Source organism: Bradyrhizobium sp. 61, from assembly GCF_023073075.1.
Taxonomy (GTDB): domain Bacteria; phylum Pseudomonadota; class Alphaproteobacteria; order Rhizobiales; family Xanthobacteraceae; genus Bradyrhizobium; species Bradyrhizobium barranii.
The window spans coordinates 53986-71693 of sequence record NZ_JADPIU010000082.1 but is presented as its reverse complement, the minus strand read 5'-3'; the positions used below and the strand labels follow the sequence as shown (position 1 = coordinate 71693).

The following is a 17708-nucleotide window of genomic DNA, read 5'->3' as shown; positions in this document are numbered from 1 at the left end:
CTTCGGCGCAATCACAAGAATGCCTCCGGTGCCAGCAGCGTCAAAATCAAACCCTGTTATTGGGAAACATTGCGGAGAAATTTAGCAACGCCCACTGTCTTTTGCAGCCGGTGCAGAATGAGGAGGGCGCGTGCAGTCTGTCAACCGTGGGACTACGGTTGTCAAAGGATTCCGGTCGCGGCGGCCGCGAGGCGTGATCAGGGGTGCCGTTTGGCAACACGTCGGCGGACCGCCAGAAACACGGCCAGCGCAACGAGCATGGCTGCGGGCACGTCGCCCACCCGCGCATAGACGGTCGGCGGAATTGCGGCGGGCAGGTTTGCATCCAAAATGCCTTCGACGCCGAGGCCGAGGCTGGCAACGGTTCGTCCCACCGGATCGATCACCGCTGACACGCCGGTATTGGCGGACCGGACCAGCGGCAATCCGAGCTCGATCGCGCGCATCCGGGCCTGCTCGAGATGCTGATAGGGACCGGTCGATATGCCGAACCAGCCGTCATTGGTGAGGTTCACGATCCAGCCCGGACGCTCATTGCGGCCGGCGACCTCGCCTGGAAAAATTGCTTCGTAACATATCAGCGGCAGCGCGGGCGGCGCGCCGGGCACCGATAGCGCATGTCGCACGCTGCCCGGAATGAATCCGCCGCGCACGCGCGTGAGTTGCTCGAAGCCGAGCTTCTCCATGAGGTCCTGGTAGGGCAGGAACTCGCCGAACGGCACGAGGTGCAGCTTGTCGTAGACCGAGAGCACGCTGCCGTCGTGATCGATCACGTAGATCGAGTTATAGGCGCGCGTGATCGGCGTGCCCCGCGGCAGGTCGGGGGCGCGAACCGAGCCCGTGATCAGCACCGTGCCCTTCGGCAGCAGCTCGGCGATTTGCGCCATCGCGTCGGCTTCGCGGGTCAGGAAGAACGGAAAGGCGGATTCCGGCCAGATCAGGATGGTGGCATCGCGCACGCCGGTCGATTGTGGCCCCGAGGCGCGGTCCGACAGCGCCAGATATTTCTTCATCACCTCCGCCTTGGCGGCGTAGTTGAATTTCGCGTCCTGCTGGAGGTCCGGCTGCATCAGGCGCAGCTTCACGCCTGCGACCATTGTGGTCGGATGCAGCGACAGGCGGATCGCACCAAAGATGCTCATGACAATCAGAAGTGCAATCGCAGCGGTCGGCGCACGCCACGCCGGGCGGCGATCAGGCGTGCGGTCGATCAGCGCCGCGGGACTTGCGAAGATCGCGATCGCGAGGAACGTCATGCCCCACAGGCCGATCAGCGACGCCGTCTGCGCCAGCGGCAGCGGCTCGGACAGCGCATAGCCGAACGCGTTCCAGGGGAAGCCGGTCAATGCGTGACCGCGCAGCCATTCGGCGATGGTGAGGCTTGCGGCGAGCGCGAGGATGCGCGTGGCATCCTTGGTCCAGAGCAGGCGGGCCAGCGCGAATCCGATCGCGGTGAAGATGGCGAGATAGGCCGGCAAGCCAAGCACGGCGAACGGTGTCAGCCACGCGAACACGTCGGCGTCGACGAAGAAGGCGTAGCCGATCCAGTAGAGGCCGGGGACGAAATAGCCGAGCCCGAACCAATAGCCCGTCAGTGCCGCGGCGGGGACGCCGCGATATCGTCCGGCGCCCGCGCCGTCGATCAGCCAGACCAGCACCGGGAAGGTGATGAACAGCACCGGAAAGACATTGAATGGCGCCAGCGCCAGCACCGACAGCGCACCGCATCCCATCGCGATGAGCGCACGCTTCCATCCCCAGGTGAGGATGATGGCAAGCGCAATCTGCCGAAACCGCTGGAACGGACTCACTGCGAACCGGTCCCGTCGCTTGGCGGCGGGACGGGCGTGTCGCTGGAAGGCGGTTGACCGCTCTCCGGCGTGGCCTCGCGGCGGCGGCTCTCGCGCTGGGTACGCGGCGCGGGCCGCTCCTTCCGTGTCGAGATGCGCAACCGCTTGACGCGGCGCGGATCGGCATCGAGCACCTCGATCTCGTAATGGCCGGGGCCGGAGATCACCTCGCCGCGCACCGGCAGGCGCCCGACGAAGCTCACGAGATAGCCGCCGAGCGTCTCGACTTCCTCACCCGCCTCGCCGGTGACGAAATCCTCGCCGATCACCGTGCGGACGTCGTCGAGGCTGGCGCGGGCGTCTGCGATGAAGGCGTTGTCGGGCAGGCGCACGATCGAGGGCGGCTCGTCGCTGTCGTGCTCGTCGTCGATCTCGCCGACGATCTGCTCGACGATGTCCTCGAGCGAGACCAGCCCGTCGCTGCCGCCATATTCGTCGACCACCAGCGCCAGATGAATGCGCGTGGCCTGCATCTGCGCCAGCAGGTCGATCGCCCGCATCGACGGCGGCACGTAGAGCAGCTTGCGGATGATGCGCGCATCCTGCAGCGGTAACGCCAGGTCGACCGTACGCAGGTCGAGGCCGGCCGGCAGCGGCTTCTTGCGCTTGGTTTTCGTGGCCTCGGACACCCGTGCGCGCGCGGTCATGAAAGCGAGCAGATCACGGATGTGGACGATGCCGACGGGGTCGTCCAGCGTCTCGTTGTAGACGACGAGGCGCGAATGACCGGCGCTCTCGAAGCGGTCCATCAACTCGCCGAGCGGGATGTCGCGCTTCACCGCGATGATGTCGGCACGATGCACCATGACGTCGGCGATGCGGCGCTCGTGCAGACCGAGGATGTTGCGCAACATGGTGCGCTCGACGGTCGAGAAGCCGGTGTCGTCGGGCGTCGTGGCATCGAGCACGACCTGGAGATCGTCGCGCACCGATCCCGCCTTCCAGCCGAACAGGGTGCGAATGGCACGCAGCAGCCAGCCTTCCGCGGTCGGCCGCATCACCTCGCCTGATGTCACCACGACCGGCAAATTGGCGGTATTGCGCGGATTGTCGTGAATAGGGTCGGAATCGGGCATCTCAATGCGTCCCCGGGCGGTCTGCATAGGGATCGGGTATGCCGAGATGAGACAGGATCTCTCGTTCGAGCGCTTCCATCTCCTCCGCGTCGCCATCGTTCTCGTGGTCGTAGCCGACCAGGTGCAGGAAACCATGCACGGCGAGATGGCTCAAATGATGATCGAACGGCTTCTGTTCCTCGTCCGCCTCGCGCCGCATGGTCTCGTAGGCGATCGCGATGTCGCCGAGCATACGCGGCGCATCGCCTTCCTTCCACTCGCCCTCCGGCTGGAGCGCGGGGAACGACAGCACGTTGGTCGGCTTGTCGATGCCGCGCCAGTTGCTGTTGAGCGTGCGGATGCCGGCATCATCGGTCAGCATCACGGCCACTTCGGCGTCGGCAACGTCCTCGTCGACACTTTCGGCGGCGGCCGCCACCGCACGCTGGATCACCGCTTCGGAATCGGGCTCGCGCTGCCAGCAATCGGCAACGACGAGGACCTCGGTCATGGGAAGGTTTGGATGTGACATCTTGTCTGTTCGGAACCAAAGGACGCCCTGTCCGCGCCCGTATGGTCCGGTTGTTGTCTCGCTAGGATTTACCGGTGGCCGGCCGCTGCGGCTGCCCCTCATAGGCAGAGACGATTCGTGCCACGAGCTCGTGGCGGATCACGTCCTCGGCTTTGAAATGAACTTGTGCAATACCTTCGACGCCGCCCAGCAGGCGCGTCGCTTCCGCAAGGCCCGAAGTCTGGCCGTTCGGCAGGTCGATCTGCGAGGGATCGCCGGTCACGATCATGCGGCTGTTCTCGCCGAGACGGGTCAAGAACATCTTCATCTGCATCGACGTAGTGTTCTGCGCCTCGTCCAGGATGATCGCGGCGTTGGTCAGCGTGCGGCCGCGCATGAAGGCGAGCGGCGCGATCTCGATCTCGCCGGTCTGGAGCGCCCGCTCGACGATGCGCGCGTCCATGAGGTCGTAAAGCGCGTCGTAGATCGGACGGAGATACGGATCGACCTTCTCGCGGAGATCGCCGGGCAAAAAGCCAAGCCGCTCGCCGGCCTCGACCGCCGGACGCGACAGGATGATCTTGTCGACTTCCTTGCGCTCGAACAGCTGCGCGGCATGCGCGACCGCGAGCCAGGTCTTGCCGGTGCCGGCGGGGCCGATGCCGAACACCAGCTCGTGGCGCTTCAGCGCGCGGATGTAGGAATCCTGCGCGGCGGTGCGCGCGCGCACCGGGCGCTTGCGCAAATTGATGCTGTCGAAGGTGGATTTGGCCGATTTGGCGTCGAATTCGAACAGCGAGCCCTGTGCGATCACGGCGCGGATCGCGCCTTCGACTTCGCCTTGGTCGAGATCCTGCCCCTTCACGGCCTGCGCGTAGAGTGTCTCCAGCACGCGGCGCGCGGCGTCGCAGCCGTCGCGCGTGCCGCCGATGGTGATGTGGTTGCCCTTGGAGTCGACCACGACGCCGAGCCGCCGCTCGATCTGGGCGAGATGCTGGCCGTAGGGGCCGACCAGCGCGGATGCGGCGCGGTTGTCGTCGAAGTCGATGACGACCTGGGTCTCGGGCGGAACTTGCATGTCGCGGTCAAATTTGCGGCTGGGAGCGAACGAAGACGAATCCGATGCGCTTTTTGGCAAGGGTTCAGGCTCCAATGGCTTGCGATAAAGCGGGCTCGCGCGCGTTACGCGGCGTCACGAGCTCACCGAGGAAACTATAGCGTTCAAGGCTGTCGATCCGGACCGGCAGGATCTGTCCGATGATGTCGGGCGAGGCCATCACATGCGCAGGCTGGAGGAAGGCAGTGCGACCGACGATCTGGCCCTCCTTGCGGGCCGGACGCTCGAACAGCACATCGACCGTTGAGCCAATCGCGGCCTTGTTGAAGGCCGATTGCTGGCTGTCGATCAGTTCCTGGAGCCGCTCCAATCGCTGGTCCATCTCGGCGGGGGACACCGTCTCCTGCATATCCGCGGCCGGCGTTCCCGGCCGGGCGGAGTATTTGAACGAATATGCGGCAGCGTAGCCGATTTGCGTGACAAGCGCGAGGGTGGTGAGAAAATCTTGCTCGCTTTCGCCGGGGAAGCCCACGATAAAATCTGATGAAAAAGCAATATCTTGCCGCGCGGACCGGAAACGGTCGATGACACGCCGATAATCATCGGCGGTATGTTTCCGGTTCATGGCGGCGAGAATCCGGTCCGAACCCGACTGCACCGGCAAGTGCACGAACGGCATCAGCTCGCCGAGATCGCGATGGGCTGCAATCAAACTGTCATCGACATCGCGGGGATGGCTGGTCGAATAGCGCAGCCGCGCAATGCCGGGAATCTTCGCCAGGTGTTCGAGCAACCGGCCGAGCGGCCAGCTTGTCCCGTCCGGTCCCTCGCCGTGATAGCCGTTGACGTTCTGCCCGATCAGCGTGAGCTCACGCACGCCGTTGTCGGCGAGCCGCTTCACGTCATCGACGATCTTCGCCACGGGACGCGAAACTTCGGCGCCGCGCGTATAGGGCACCACGCAGAAGGTGCAGAACTTGTCGCAGCCTTCCTGCACCGTGACGAAAGCGGAAATGCCGCGCGCGCGGATCGCATCGGGCTTTGGCTGGGCCAGGAAGCCGAACTTGTCGGCGGCAGGAAACTCGGTCTCGATCGCACGGCCTTCGTCGCGCGCGCGCTTCAAAAGCTCCGGAAGGTGATGATAGCTCTGCGGGCCGACCACGACGTCAACCACCGGCGCACGGCGCGTGATCTCCCCACCTTCGGCCTGCGCCACGCAGCCCGCCACCGCGATCTGCATCGCCCGGCCCCCGCGCGCGGCCTCGTCCTTGGCGACCCGCAGCCGGCCAAGCTCGGAATAGACCTTTTCGGAGGCCTTCTCGCGGATATGGCAGGTGTTGAGGATGACGAGGTCGGCATCCTCCGCGTTGGCCGTCTCCACGAATCCTTCCGGAGCCAGCGTGTCCACCATGCGCTGGGCATCGTAGACATTCATCTGGCAGCCATATGATTTGATGTGCAGCTTGCGCGGCGGCGTCATGGAACCCGAAATTGAGGTGGAGGACGCCCCTCAGATATAGGCTGGAGGGGCGAAAATCCAGCGATTGACACCCGGCGGGGTGGTTTGGGGGCGCCCGCAAAGCGGGAGAACCCGGAATCCAGAGGTTTTGGCGCGAGATTCCGGGTTCACGCGCGTTGCGTGTGCCTGGGAATGACGACGAGGCCGAAATCAGCCCGCCCGGGTGTTCCCCGCGACCCGCCGGACCAGGTCCGGCAAGTGCCGCATATCGTCGAACGTCAATCCGGCGCCGGCGGCACGCAGCCTCTCGGCGTGACCCGGCGGGCAATGGCTGCCGCCGTGAAAGCCCAGCACGTTCATCCCGGCGGCATGCGCGCCGGTCACTCCGGGGACGCTGTCCTCGATCACGACGCACCGTTCCGGCGCGGCTTTCATCCGTTCGGCGGCAAACAGGAACAGATCGGGTGCGGGCTTGCCGCGTGCGACCTGGCTTGCGGAAAAGATGTTCGGGGCGAGCAGGTCGTAAAGCCCGGCGCATGTCAGGCCGTGATGGATCTTCTCCGGCGTGCCGCTCGATGCGACGCATTTCGGCAAATCGATTGCGGCAATCGCCGCGGCCACGTGGGTGATCGGCTGCAAATCGCTGGCGTAAAATTGCAGCGTGGCCGCATTCACTTGGCTCTCAAGATCGTCGGGGAGGTTGTGGCCGATTTCCTGTTCGACCATCCGCCGCGCGTCTTTCTCGGATACGCCGAGGAAGCGGACCAGCACCTGCTCCGACGTGATCGGATAGCCGTGCCGTGTCAGCACATCGGCATGTGCGCGACAGGAGATCACCTCGCTGTCCACGAGCACGCCGTCGCAATCGAAGATGATGAGATCTACCGACACGAAGGCATGATCCGGAAAAGTGTGGGGCGGTTTTCCGACAAGATCATGCCCACTCAAGACGTCGGCTTGTCGTCGTCGAGCGGGACGCAATACAGCTCGAGCCGGTGATCGACCAGCTTGTAGCCGAGCTTGCGGGCGATCTCCGCCTGCAGCTTCTCGATCTCCTCGGAGGTGAACTCGATCACCTTGCCGTCGCGCAGATTGATGAGGTGGTCGTGATGGCTGTCGCGCATCGTCTCGTAGCGTGCACGGCCCTCGCGGAAATCATGGCGCTCGATGATGCCGGCATCCTCGAACAGCTTGACGGTGCGATACACGGTCGAGATCGAGATCTTGTCGTCGACGGCGACGCAGCGCCGGTACAGTTCCTCGACGTCGGGGTGGTCGACCGATTCCGCCAGCACGCGGGCGATGACGCGGCGCTGCTCGGTCATGCGCATGCCGGTGGCGGCGCAGCGTGCCTCGATGCCGGTCGCCTTGGAGGCGGATGAAGGTTTAAGTCCAGTCATAGGGTGTCTGCCTGACGGGGGCGCTTTCTGCCATCAATGTTACGACAAGTCACGTCGCATCAGAAGTGCGTTCAATTGTTCCCCGTTGGGCTGCTTATAGTAGCGTTCGCGGCGCCCGACCACCATGAATCCGGCCCGATCGTAGAGCCGCCGCGCCGGCTGGTTATTTTCCTCGACTTCGAGAAATATTGTGCGCACGCCGCGCCCTGCGAGGTGGCCGAGATGCGTCATCAGCAACGTGCCGGACAGCCCGCGGCCGCGGTGTGCTTGGTCGACCGCGATGGAGAGGATTTCCGCTTCGTCCGCGCCGATCCGCGACACCGCGAATCCGATGGTCTTGCGGCCGAGCCGCAACCGGTGCACGAGCGTGTTGCGCTCGCCGATCATGCCTTCGAACTCGCTTTCGCCCCAGCCGCGGGCAAAGGATTGTCCGTGCAGCTGCGCCAGCCGCGCGGCGTCGCGCGTGGAGGCCGGCTCGACGGCGGCCGTGCCGCCGCGCCACCATTCCGAAAGCCATCTCATCATGAGGTTGCGGCTTGTGCGGCGAGCAGTGGCTGTGCGGCCGGCTTTGCGTCGGGCGCCTTCAGATAGAACGGCCGCGCCGGCGTGGTTTCGGGGTTGGCCGCAGCGCCGAGCCAGGCGACCCAGCCGATGTCGGGCGCGGGCTGGGCGTCGACCGCAACGGGTTGCGGACCAACCTTCGGCCAGCGATCGGCGAGGATCTTTGCGGCATTGCCGACCAGATGCGGCGCACCGAATTGCGAGGCCGCAATCGCCGCGTCAATTGGCACGACGCTCGGCCGCACCAGCGGGCTGCCGTCGCCGGCTACGATCTGGAAGTAGACGTGATCGTGCCGCGCATCGATCGCCGAGATCACCGGCGCCGTTCCGCTCTGGCCGACGACGGTGGCGGCATAGGCCGAAAGCGTCGTCAGCCCGACGGCGGGCCGCTTCGCCGCGAGCGCAAGGCCGCGCGCCGCCGAAATGCCGACCCTCAGGCCCGTGAAGCTTCCGGGACCGACGGTGACGGCGATGCGGTCGAGCGAGGTGAAGGCAAGATCGGCCGATTGCATCACGCGCGCGATCATCGGCATCAGCGCTTCGGCGTGGCCGCGCTTCATCAGAAGCGATTCCTCCGCAAGCAGCTGGCCGGCGTCGGTGTCGAGAACGGCGGCCGCGCACGCCTCCAGCGCGGTATCGATGGCAAGGATCAGCATCGAATCAGCTTAGTCGGTCGAGCCGCGGTCGAACCAGTCCAAGTTTGATTTCTCGACAGGCGCACGATCGGCCCCGTAATTCTACGTGGACGCGAAGGCGACAAAATTTTCGCTCCCCATTTTCGATGCGGATGCATCAATTTGCAACCTTAGAGGTATCTAAGTGATTGAAATGTTGGCATTTTAAGTAATCATTAGCAAACCAATGACACCGTCAACGGGCGGGAGAGTGAGTCAACGACGACTCAGACGGGGCGCTTTGGCAGATCAAGCCGCGCCTGTTCGGTCATTTGGAAGGGTTCATTTATGTCTTTTTGGCGAAGCGGTTCTTCGGCTAGGGAGGCTTTGGCTCAGGTCATTGCACTCGGCAAGTCGCAGGCGGTCATCGAATTCAATCTCGACGGCACCATTATCACGGCCAACCAGAATTTCCTGGACGCGATGGGCTACCGGCTCGACGAGATCGCCGGCAAGCACCACAGCATGTTCGTGATGCCGGAGGAGCGGGGCAGCGCGGCCTATCGCGAGTTTTGGGCGCAGCTCGGTCGCGGCGAATATCAATCAGCCGAATACAAGCGGCTCGGCAAGGGCGGCCGCGAGATCTGGATCCAAGCGTCCTATAATCCGATGATCGACGAAGCCGGCAAACCGGTGAAGGTCGTCAAGTTCGCGACCGACATCACCGCGCGCAAGATCCGCAGCCTCGAGGATGCCGGCAAGATTTCCGCGATCGGCCGCGCCCAGGCGGTGATCGAGTTTAATCTCGACGGCACCATCATCACCGCCAACGAGAATTTTTTGGCCACGGTGGGCTATCGGCTCGACGAGATCCAGAGGCAGCATCACAGCATATTCGTAGGGGCGGGTGAGCGCGATAGCGCAGCCTATCGCGAATTCTGGGCCAAGCTCGGCCGCGGCGAATTCCAGTCCGGCGAGTACAAGCGCTTCGGCAAGGGCGGCAAGGAGGTCTGGATTCTCGCTTCCTACAATCCGATCCTCGACGAGACCGGCAAGCCGTTCAAGGTGGTGAAGTTCGCGACCGACGTCAGTGCGCAGAAGCTGTCGAATGCGAATTTTGCCGGGCAGATCGAGGCGATCGGCAAGTCGCAGGCCGTGATCGAGTTCAGCATGGACGGCAAGGTTTTGACGGCCAACGGAAACTTCCTCGGCGCGCTCGGCTATACGCTGTCCGAGATCGTCGGCAAGCATCACAGCATGTTCGTGGGCGCCGACGAGCGCGACAGCGAAGCCTATCGCGCCTTCTGGGCCAGGCTGAACGCCGGTGAATTCCAGTCCGGCGAATATCAGCGCGTCGGCAAGGGCGGCCGGCAGGTCTGGATCCAGGCCTCCTACAACCCGATCCGCGACCTCAACGGCAATCCGTTCAAGGTCGTGAAATACGCCTCCGACACCACCGCCCAGGTGATCGCGCGCAAGCGCAGCGAGAAGGTGCGCGACATGATGGAATCGGTTGCCGCCGGCGCCGAGGAGCTCAATGCCTCGGTGCGCGAGATTGCCGAAGCAATGACGCGCTCGCGCGAGACCGCATCGACCGCGGTCGATCGGGTCGAGGCGGCGGACCATCAGGCGCAGCGGCTGACTCAGGCGGCAGAGTCGATGAGCATGATCGTGCAGCTGATCGGCAGCATCACCGGTCAGATCAATCTGCTGGCGCTGAACGCCACCATCGAATCCGCGCGCGCCGGCGAGGCCGGTCGCGGCTTTGCCGTGGTGGCATCTGAAGTGAAGAACCTCGCCAATCAGGCCAAGCAGGCCGCCGACCGGATCGAGCAGGAGATCGGCAATCTGAACGGCATCTCGGTCGACGTGGTCGCCGCGCTGGGGGCGATCCGGGGTGCGATCGAGGGCGTCAGCGAATATGTGTCGTCAACGGCCGCCGCCGTCGAGGAGCAGAGCACCGTCACCAGCGAAATGTCGGCGAGCATGCGCAAGGCCGCGGAAGAGGCGGCGAGCATCGGCCAGGCGGCGTAGGAGAGATCTCGTAGGGTGGGCAAAGCGAAGCGTGCCCACCTCTTCTTTTCGCGATGATTGCACGGTGGGCACGGCGCAAGCGCGCCTTTGCCCACCCTACGGCACTTCGCCTACATCGGCCGGACTTCGACCACGTCAGGCACGAAATGCTTGAGCAAATTCTGGATGCCGTGCTGGAGCGTCGCGGTCGATGACGGGCAGCCGGCGCAGGAGCCCTTCATGTTGAGATAGACGATACCGTCCTTGAAGCCGCGGAAGGTGATGTCGCCGCCGTCATTGGCGACCGCCGGCCGCACGCGGGTCTCGATCAGATCCTTGATCATGTCGACCGTCTCGGCATCGGACTCGTCGAAGAACTCATCCTCGTCGTCGAGATCGGCATCGCTTGGAGCCGCGCCATCGGCGAGCAACGGCGCGCCGGACATGTAGTGCTCCATGATGGCGCCGAGGATCGCGGGCTTGAGCTGCTGCCATTCACCGTTCGCCTTGGTCACGGTGATGAAATCCGATCCATAGAACACGCCGGTGACGCCGGGCACGTCGAACAGCTTTTCGGCCAGCGGCGAGCGCGTGGCCGATTCGCGGCTCGAAAATTCCATCGGGCCGCCGTCGACGACGACGCGGCCGGGAATGAACTTCAGCGTGGCGGGATTGGGGGTGGCTTCGGTTTGAATGAACATGGTTTTCTCCAGACGTCGCCGGTTCAAGGCCGGCGCGCAAGCTATCCAGTAGCAGATGGCGACGGGGAACGCACGGTCAAGGGGTGGGTAGGACGTTTCGTTGCGATATCAGCGGGTTAGGACACTTTAATATTCCCGCGCCGTCATGGCCGGGCTTGACCCGGCCATCCACGCCTTGCTTCGTGGCGCCAAGAACGTGGATGCCCGGGACAAGCCCGGGCATGACGGATATCTGGTTGGCCGCAGTCCAGATAGGGACGTCTACGACAGCGAATCCACGCTTCCGTCGCTCAGCGCGCCCGAGATGATGGTCACCGGCACCGGGAACGTGCCCAGTTCATGCGCCAGCAGCGAGACCAGCGGTCCCGGACCCTCCGCGCCGGGATTGGCGGCGAGCACCAGCATGGCGATGTCGGGGTCCTCGTCGATCACGGCGAGCAGTTGTTCCATTGCATCGCCTTCGCGGATCACCCGCTCCGGCGTGATCGCGGCGATGCCGTTGGCGCGGCCGGCGGCGCGGTCGAGCGCGGCTTCCGCCGCCTCCTGCGCCTCGGCGCGCATGATCTCGGCCACCCCAAGCCATTCCTGACTCTGCTGCTCGGGCTCGATGATGCGCAGCATGACCACGCCGCCGCCGGCGCGGATCGCCCAGCGGCTGGCATAGTAGACCGCGCGATCCCATTCGGCGGTGTCATCGACGATCACGAGGCATTTGGGCTTGTGACCCGGCTCGAAGCAAAGTCGCTTGCTGGTCATGCATGTCCCGGAATGTGCACGGCCGACATGCTGCCACACTCCCTCACGCTTGGGGAGAGGAGAAGCGGCCGGCGCAGTGGGCGCCGGCCGGGTCTCGCAAATGCGGGGAATCAGCGCCGGCGGATGAAGCCGACGATGTCCTTCGAGAGCTTCATGGTCTCGTCGGCGATGGCGCGGGCCCGGTCGGCGCCATCGTTCAGGATCGCGTCGATATGGCCGGGGTCGGCGACGAGGCGCTTCATCTCGCCGGCGATCGGCGAGAGTTTCGTCACGCACAGATCCACCAGCGCATTCTTGAAGCTGGAGAACTGGCCGCCGCCGAATTCTCTGAGCACGTCGGCCTTGGAGCGGCCGGAGAGCGCGGCGAAGATGCCGACGAGATTGTCGGCCTCGGGGCGCGCTTCCAGGCCCTTTTCCTCTGACGGCAGCGGCTCCGGATCGGTCTTCGCCTTGCGTACCTTCTGCGCGATGGTGTCGGCGTCGTCGGTCAAATTGATGCGCGAATTGTCGGAGGCGTCCGACTTCGACATCTTCTTGGTGCCGTCGCGCAGGCTCATCACGCGCGTCGCCGGTCCCGTGATCAGCGGTTCCGGCAGCGGGAAGAACAGGCCGTCATTGGCGCCGAGGCTGCGGATCGAGTCACCAAAGTCGTTGTTGAACTTCTGCGCGATGTCGCGCGAGAGCTCGAGATGCTGCTTCTGGTCCTCGCCGACCGGAACGTGGGTGGCGCGGTACAGCAGAATGTCGGCGGCCATCAGCACGGGATAGTCGAACAGGCCCACGGACGCGTTCTCGCGGTCCTTGCCGGCCTTCTCCTTGAACTGGGTCATGCGGCCCAGCCAACCCATGCGCGCGACGCAGTTGAAGATCCAGGCGAGCTCGGCGTGGCCGGAGACCTGGCTCTGGTTGAACACGATGTGCTTCTTCGGATCGATGCCGCTCGCGATGAACGCCGCGGTCACCTCGCGGGTGTTGCGCGCGAGCTCGACCGGTCCGCCCCAGACGTCCACGCCTTGCGTGATCGCGTGCATGTCGACGACGCAATAGATGCAGTTGTGGGTTTCCTGCATCTTCACGAAGTTGACGATCGCGCCGAGGTAATTGCCGAGATGCAGATTGCCCGTCGGCTGGACGCCCGAAAAGACCCGTTCAACGAATGCCATGGTAAGTCTTCCTGGAAGGTATTCGGCCGTCGTTTCCAACAGCGGCGCTGCCCCGTCAAGGGTAATTCGATGGCGTCACGCCTCGGACTCGGTCCGGGCCGGGCGCTTCAGCACGTTAGCCGCTTCGCGCCACGAGGCCGCGCCGAGGACCTGCAGGAGCGCGCCATAGACGGCGATTCCGGCCGCGATCTGCACGCCCAGGACGATGAAGCGGATCAGCCCGTGCGCCTCGGCGGGCGACAGGCCGGTCGTCAGCCAGAGCAGGGCGCCCATGGCGGCAGCGGCGAGAACGATCCGCGGCAGCCGGTTGCGGGCGGCGGCATCGACCGAGAAGCCGAACTCGCTGGTGCCTTTCCGCAGCAGCGAGATCGCACTGCTCCAGGCGCCGGCCGCGATGCTGGCGGCGATCCCGGTCGCGCCGAAGTAGTGACCGAGCAGCACGGCGAGCGCTATCGCGACCACGAAGCCTTTAGCCGTTGCCATGAGCGGCGTCATCGTGTCGCTCCGGGCATAATAGGCCGGCGACAGCGCCTTGATCAGCACATGCGCCGGCAGGCCCAGCGCCAGCCACATCAGCGCATGTGCGGTGGCCGTGCTGTCGTCCGCGCCGAACGCGCCATGCTCGAACAGCAGCCGCACGATCGGCTCGGCCAGCACGACGAGGCCGAGCGTCGCGGGCAGCGCCAGCCCGGTCGCCAGTTCCAGCGCGCGCGATTCCGCATGCGCCACGGCGTCACGGTCGCCGCTACGCACCGCGCGCGTCAGCTCCGGCACCAGCACCGTGCCCATGGCGACACCGACGATGCCGAGCGGCAGCTCGATCAGGCGGTTGGCGAAATAGAGCCAGGAGACCGCGGAGGGCGTTGCAGAGGCGATGATCGCGCCCGCGACTATCAGCCATTGCGGGCCCGAGCTTGCGATCATGCCGGGGATTGCCTTGGCGAAAAAGCCGCGCATCTCCTGGTCGAAGCTGATCCGCAGCGGCGTCGCCAGTCGCGCGCTTCGCTGCGACAGCAGCATCAGCAATTGCAGCAGTCCGGCCACGCCGACGGTCGCCGCCAGCATCCATGCTGCGAAGCCGGCGTCGGCATGCCAGACGAGCAGCATCGCAATGGCCGCAATCAGCGCGATGTTGAACAGCAGCGGCGAGAATGCCGTGAGTGCAAAGCGCCCCTGCGCATTGAGCAGCCCCATCAGCACGGTGACAGGTCCGGCGAAGGCGAGATAGGGCAGCATCAGCCGCGCGTTCGCGACGGCAAGATCGAGCGTGCCGCTGCCGAGAAAACCCGGCGCGATGATCGTGATGATCAATGGCATCAACAGCGCAATCACGATCGAGATCGCGATCAGCGCCGCGCTGACCGTGCCGAGCACGCGTCCCGCGAAGGCGGAGGCGGCCTCTTCGCCGTCGCGGTCACGGACGCGCAGCCAGGCCGGGATCAGCGCCGCATTCAGCGCCCCCTCGCTGAGCAGCCGCCGCACCACATTGACGAGCTGAAACGCGGCCAGAAATGCATCTGCCACCGCGCCGGTGCCCAACAGAGCGGCAATCATAGAATCGCGCGCAAAGCCGAGCAGCCGCGAGGCCAGTGTTCCCGTCGAGACTGTTAGGAAGGAGCGGATCATTGCGCCGACATAATACCGTTGCTTGCCCGGGCAGGGCCGGTCGTGATAGGCCGCGAGCCAGATTTCAGACCGACAGGAAGCGGATTTCCGCGGGTATCGCAATCCGCCAAACAGGATCAAGGTGAATGGCTGACGTGAAATATGACGTTCTCGGCATCGGCAACGCGCTGTTCGACGTGCTGGTCAAGACCGACGAGGCCTTTTTGGGCAAGCACGGCATGACCAAGGGCAGCATGTCCCTGATAGACGAGGCGCGGGCCGCCGCCATCTACAAGGACATGGGCCCGGCGACCGAAGTCTCGGGCGGATCTGCCGCCAACACCATCGTCGGCATCGGCAGCCTCGGCGCACGCGCGGCCTATGTCGGCAAGGTCAAGGACGACCAGATCGGCAAGCTCTATGTCCACGACATCCGCGCCGCCGGCGTCGCCTTCAACACGCCCGCTGCGAAGGATGGCCCTGCGACCGGCTGTTCCTACATCCTGGTCACGGATGACGGCGAGCGCACCATGAACACCTATCTCGGTGCCGCGCAGGATTTGTCGCCTGCCGACATCGATCCGGCCGAGATCGCGTCGGCCGGCATCGTCTATCTCGAGGGCTATCTCTGGGACCCCAAGAACGCCAAGGACGCCTTCGTCAAGGCGGCCCAGATCGCGCATGATGCCAAGCGCAAGGTGGCGCTGACGCTGTCGGATTCGTTCTGCGTCGATCGCTATCGTGACGAATTCCTCGGACTGATGCGCAACGGCACCGTCGACATCGTGTTCGCCAACGAATCCGAGCTGCATTCGCTCTACACGACCTCGGACTTCGACACCGCCCTGAAGCAGCTGCGCAACGACGTCAAGCTCGGCGTGGTCACCCGCAGCGAGAAGGGCTGCGTGGTGGTGACGCCGACCGAGGCCGTCGCCGCGCCGGCCTCGCCGATCGCGAAGCTGGTGGACACCACCGGCGCCGGTGATCTCTTCGCCGCCGGCTTCCTGTACGGTCTCGCGCGTAACCTTGCGCACAAGCAGTGCGGCGAGCTCGGCGCGCTCGCGGCTGCCGAAGTGATCCAGCACATCGGCGCGCGCCCGCAGGTGTCGCTGAAGGAGCTGGCGCAGCAGCGCGGGCTGACGGTTTAACTCCGCTTTCTCCCCGTCATTGCGAGGAGCGTAGCGACGAAGCAATCCAGACTATCTCCGCAGAGGCAGACTGGATTGCTTCGCTGCGCTCGCAATGACGCCGTACCCTAAGCCGTCTTCGCCGCCTTCAATCCCAGCCGCTGCTCCACAGCATCGCGCATCACGAATTTCTGGATCTTGCCGGTCACGGTCATCGGAAACTCTTCGACGAACTCCACATAGCGCGGGATCTTGTTGTGCGCGATCTGGCCGTCGCAGAACGCGCGAACCTCCTCGGCCGTCAGCGTCTCGCCCGGCCTGACGCGGATCCAGGCGCAGAGCTCCTCGCCATAGCGGGTGTCGGCCACGCCAAAAATCTGCACGTCCTGAATCTTGGGGTGGCGATACAAAAACTCCTCGATCTCGCGCGGATAGAGGTTCTCGCCGCCGCGGATCACCAGATCCTTGATGCGGCCGACGATGTTGCAATAGCCCTCGTCGTCGATGGTGGCGAGATCGCCAGTGTGCATCCAGCCGTTAGCATCAAGCACGTCCGCCGTCTTTTCCTTCTCCTCCCAATAGCCCAGCATGATGCTGTAGCCGCGGGTGCAGAGCTCGCCGCGTTCGCCGCGCTTGACGATCCTGCCCTCGAGATCGACGACCTTGACCTCGACATGCGGATGAATCCGTCCGACGGTCGAGACGCGCCGTTCGAGCGGGTCGTCCGTCGCGCTCTGGAAGCTGACCGGACTGGTCTCGGTCATGCCGTAGGCGATGGTGACCTCGCGCATGTTCATCTCGGTGTTGACGCGCTTCATCACCTCGATCGGGCAGGGCGCGCCCGCCATGATGCCGGTGCGCAGCGATGTCAGGTCGAACTTCGGGAATTCGGGGTGATCGAGCTCCGCGATGAACATCGTCGGCACGCCGTACAGCGCCGTGCACTTTTCCTGCTCGACCACGCGCAGCGTCGCGAGCGGATCGAAACCCTCGCCGGGGTATACCATCGTCGTGCCGAGCGTGACGGAGGCGAGGTTGCCCATCACCATGCCGAAGCAGTGATAGAGCGGCACCGGAATGCAGATGCGATCCTGCTCGGTCAGGTGCATCGCACGTCCCGTGAAATAGCCGTTGTTGAGGATATTGTGGTGCGTCAGCGTCACGCCCTTGGGCGATCCCGTGGTGCCGCTGGTGAACTGGATGTTGACGGGATCGTCGAACTGCAAGGCAGCGCCGAGCGCAGTGAGCTGCTCGCGATGCTGCGCTCCGCCCATGCGCGCGACCTCTTCGAACGGGATCGTGCCTGATGCCGCGGGGCCACCGATCTGGATCACCATCCGTAAGTCCGGCAGTCGCGCTGCGTTTAGTTTTCCGGGCTTGGCGCCGGAGAGTTCCGGCAGCAGCGTGTTGAGCATCTCAATGTAATGACTGGTCTTGAACACGGTCGCCGTGACGATCGCCTTACAGCCGACCTTGCGCAGCGCGAACTCCAGCTCGCTCAAGCGGTAGGCGGGATTGATCGTCACCAGGATCAGGCCGGCCTTGGCGGCGGCGAACTGGGTCAGCGTCCATTCCGGCCGGTTCAGCGACCAGATGCCGATCCGCTGCCCCCGCTCGAGGCCGAGCGCGAGAAAGCCGGCGGCGAGCGCGTCGACCCGTTCGGCGAATTCCGTCCAGGTCCACCTGACGTCGTGGCTTGGCGAGACCAGCGCCTCGCGATGGCCCCAGCGCCGCACGGCGTGGTCGAGGCTGCGACCGATGGTTTCGCCGAGCAGCGGCGTGTCCGAGATGCCGCAAACATAGCTGTCGGCTTTATCTGACAACTCGAAATCCTCT

16 protein-coding genes are annotated in these 17708 nt (G+C 64.7%); 2 read left to right on the top strand and 14 right to left on the bottom strand.

What is annotated here, in order from left to right; genetic code table 11:
* Positions 1 to 197: 197 nt before the first annotated feature.
* The 9 genes from lnt to tsaB all read right to left on the bottom strand — a co-directional run bounded on the left by lnt (position 198) and on the right by tsaB (position 8549).
* Entirely contained in the window at positions 198 to 1811 is a 1614-nt protein-coding gene (gene lnt / locus IVB46_RS31260; RefSeq protein WP_247305986.1) for an apolipoprotein N-acyltransferase, read from the bottom strand.
* Positions 1808 to 2926: a hemolysin family protein gene (locus IVB46_RS31255; RefSeq protein WP_063980132.1), complete on the bottom strand. Its 1119-nt coding sequence runs from the start codon at positions 2924 to 2926 to the stop codon at positions 1808 to 1810. Before IVB46_RS31255 ends, lnt begins: the two co-directional genes overlap by 4 nt.
* Before the next feature lies 1 nt (position 2927).
* The gene (ybeY, locus tag IVB46_RS31250; protein ID WP_223153827.1) at positions 2928 to 3416 is read right to left on the bottom strand and encodes an rRNA maturation RNase YbeY; all 489 of its coding nucleotides are present in this window, start codon (positions 3414 to 3416) and stop codon (positions 2928 to 2930) included.
* An 82-nt stretch (positions 3417 to 3498) separates the two neighbouring features.
* The gene (locus IVB46_RS31245) at positions 3499 to 4494 is read right to left on the bottom strand and encodes a PhoH family protein (protein WP_071908935.1); all 996 of its coding nucleotides are present in this window, start codon (positions 4492 to 4494) and stop codon (positions 3499 to 3501) included.
* Between the two features lie 64 nt (positions 4495 to 4558).
* Positions 4559 to 5953 (bottom strand): tRNA (N6-isopentenyl adenosine(37)-C2)-methylthiotransferase MiaB, encoded by a 1395-nt coding sequence (gene miaB, locus IVB46_RS31240; RefSeq protein ID WP_247305983.1) that lies wholly within the window; start codon positions 5951 to 5953, stop codon positions 4559 to 4561.
* A gap of 189 nt (positions 5954 to 6142) precedes the next feature.
* A complete protein-coding gene (locus tag IVB46_RS31235) occupies positions 6143 to 6823 on the bottom strand; it encodes an HAD family hydrolase (protein ID WP_247305980.1) in 681 nt (226 codons plus the stop codon).
* A gap of 53 nt (positions 6824 to 6876) precedes the next feature.
* The gene (locus tag IVB46_RS31230) at positions 6877 to 7332 is read right to left on the bottom strand and encodes a Fur family transcriptional regulator (RefSeq protein ID WP_028150589.1); all 456 of its coding nucleotides are present in this window, start codon (positions 7330 to 7332) and stop codon (positions 6877 to 6879) included.
* A gap of 39 nt (positions 7333 to 7371) precedes the next feature.
* Entirely contained in the window at positions 7372 to 7857 is a 486-nt protein-coding gene (gene rimI, locus IVB46_RS31225; RefSeq protein ID WP_166347509.1) for a ribosomal protein S18-alanine N-acetyltransferase, read from the bottom strand.
* On the bottom strand, positions 7854 to 8549 hold the full coding sequence (gene tsaB, locus IVB46_RS31220; protein WP_247305977.1) for a tRNA (adenosine(37)-N6)-threonylcarbamoyltransferase complex dimerization subunit type 1 TsaB: 696 nt from the start codon (positions 8547 to 8549) through the stop codon (positions 7854 to 7856). The genes rimI and tsaB overlap by 4 nt, the downstream gene beginning before the upstream one ends.
* A gap of 306 nt (positions 8550 to 8855) precedes the next feature.
* Between tsaB and IVB46_RS31215 the strand changes: the two genes are divergently transcribed.
* Positions 8856 to 10541, top strand: a complete 1686-nt coding sequence (locus tag IVB46_RS31215) for a PAS domain-containing methyl-accepting chemotaxis protein (protein WP_247305974.1) — start codon at positions 8856 to 8858, stop codon at positions 10539 to 10541.
* Positions 10542 to 10651: 110 nt separating this feature from the next.
* Here IVB46_RS31215 and IVB46_RS31210 read toward each other — a convergent pair whose 3' ends face one another.
* From IVB46_RS31210 to murJ, 4 genes are all read right to left on the bottom strand, one after another.
* Entirely contained in the window at positions 10652 to 11221 is a 570-nt protein-coding gene (locus IVB46_RS31210) for a NifU family protein (protein ID WP_063985958.1), read from the bottom strand.
* Positions 11222 to 11482: 261 nt separating this feature from the next.
* Complete coding sequence (locus IVB46_RS31205) at positions 11483 to 11977, bottom strand: universal stress protein (protein ID WP_063980124.1); 495 nt, start codon at positions 11975 to 11977, stop codon at positions 11483 to 11485.
* Positions 11978 to 12087: 110 nt separating this feature from the next.
* A complete protein-coding gene (gene trpS, locus IVB46_RS31200; RefSeq protein WP_085405057.1) occupies positions 12088 to 13140 on the bottom strand; it encodes a tryptophan--tRNA ligase in 1053 nt (350 codons plus the stop codon).
* A 75-nt stretch (positions 13141 to 13215) separates the two neighbouring features.
* Complete coding sequence (gene murJ, locus IVB46_RS31195; protein ID WP_247305972.1) at positions 13216 to 14766, bottom strand: murein biosynthesis integral membrane protein MurJ; 1551 nt, start codon at positions 14764 to 14766, stop codon at positions 13216 to 13218.
* A 125-nt stretch (positions 14767 to 14891) separates the two neighbouring features.
* On the opposite strand from murJ, the gene IVB46_RS31190 reads away from it, so the two are divergent.
* A complete protein-coding gene (locus tag IVB46_RS31190; protein ID WP_085405059.1) occupies positions 14892 to 15893 on the top strand; it encodes an adenosine kinase in 1002 nt (333 codons plus the stop codon).
* A gap of 107 nt (positions 15894 to 16000) precedes the next feature.
* Here IVB46_RS31190 and IVB46_RS31185 read toward each other — a convergent pair whose 3' ends face one another.
* Positions 16001 to 17695, bottom strand: coding sequence for an AMP-binding protein (locus IVB46_RS31185; RefSeq protein WP_247305969.1), 1695 nt, complete (start codon positions 17693 to 17695; stop codon positions 16001 to 16003).
* Between the last annotated feature and the right edge of the window lie 13 nt (positions 17696 to 17708).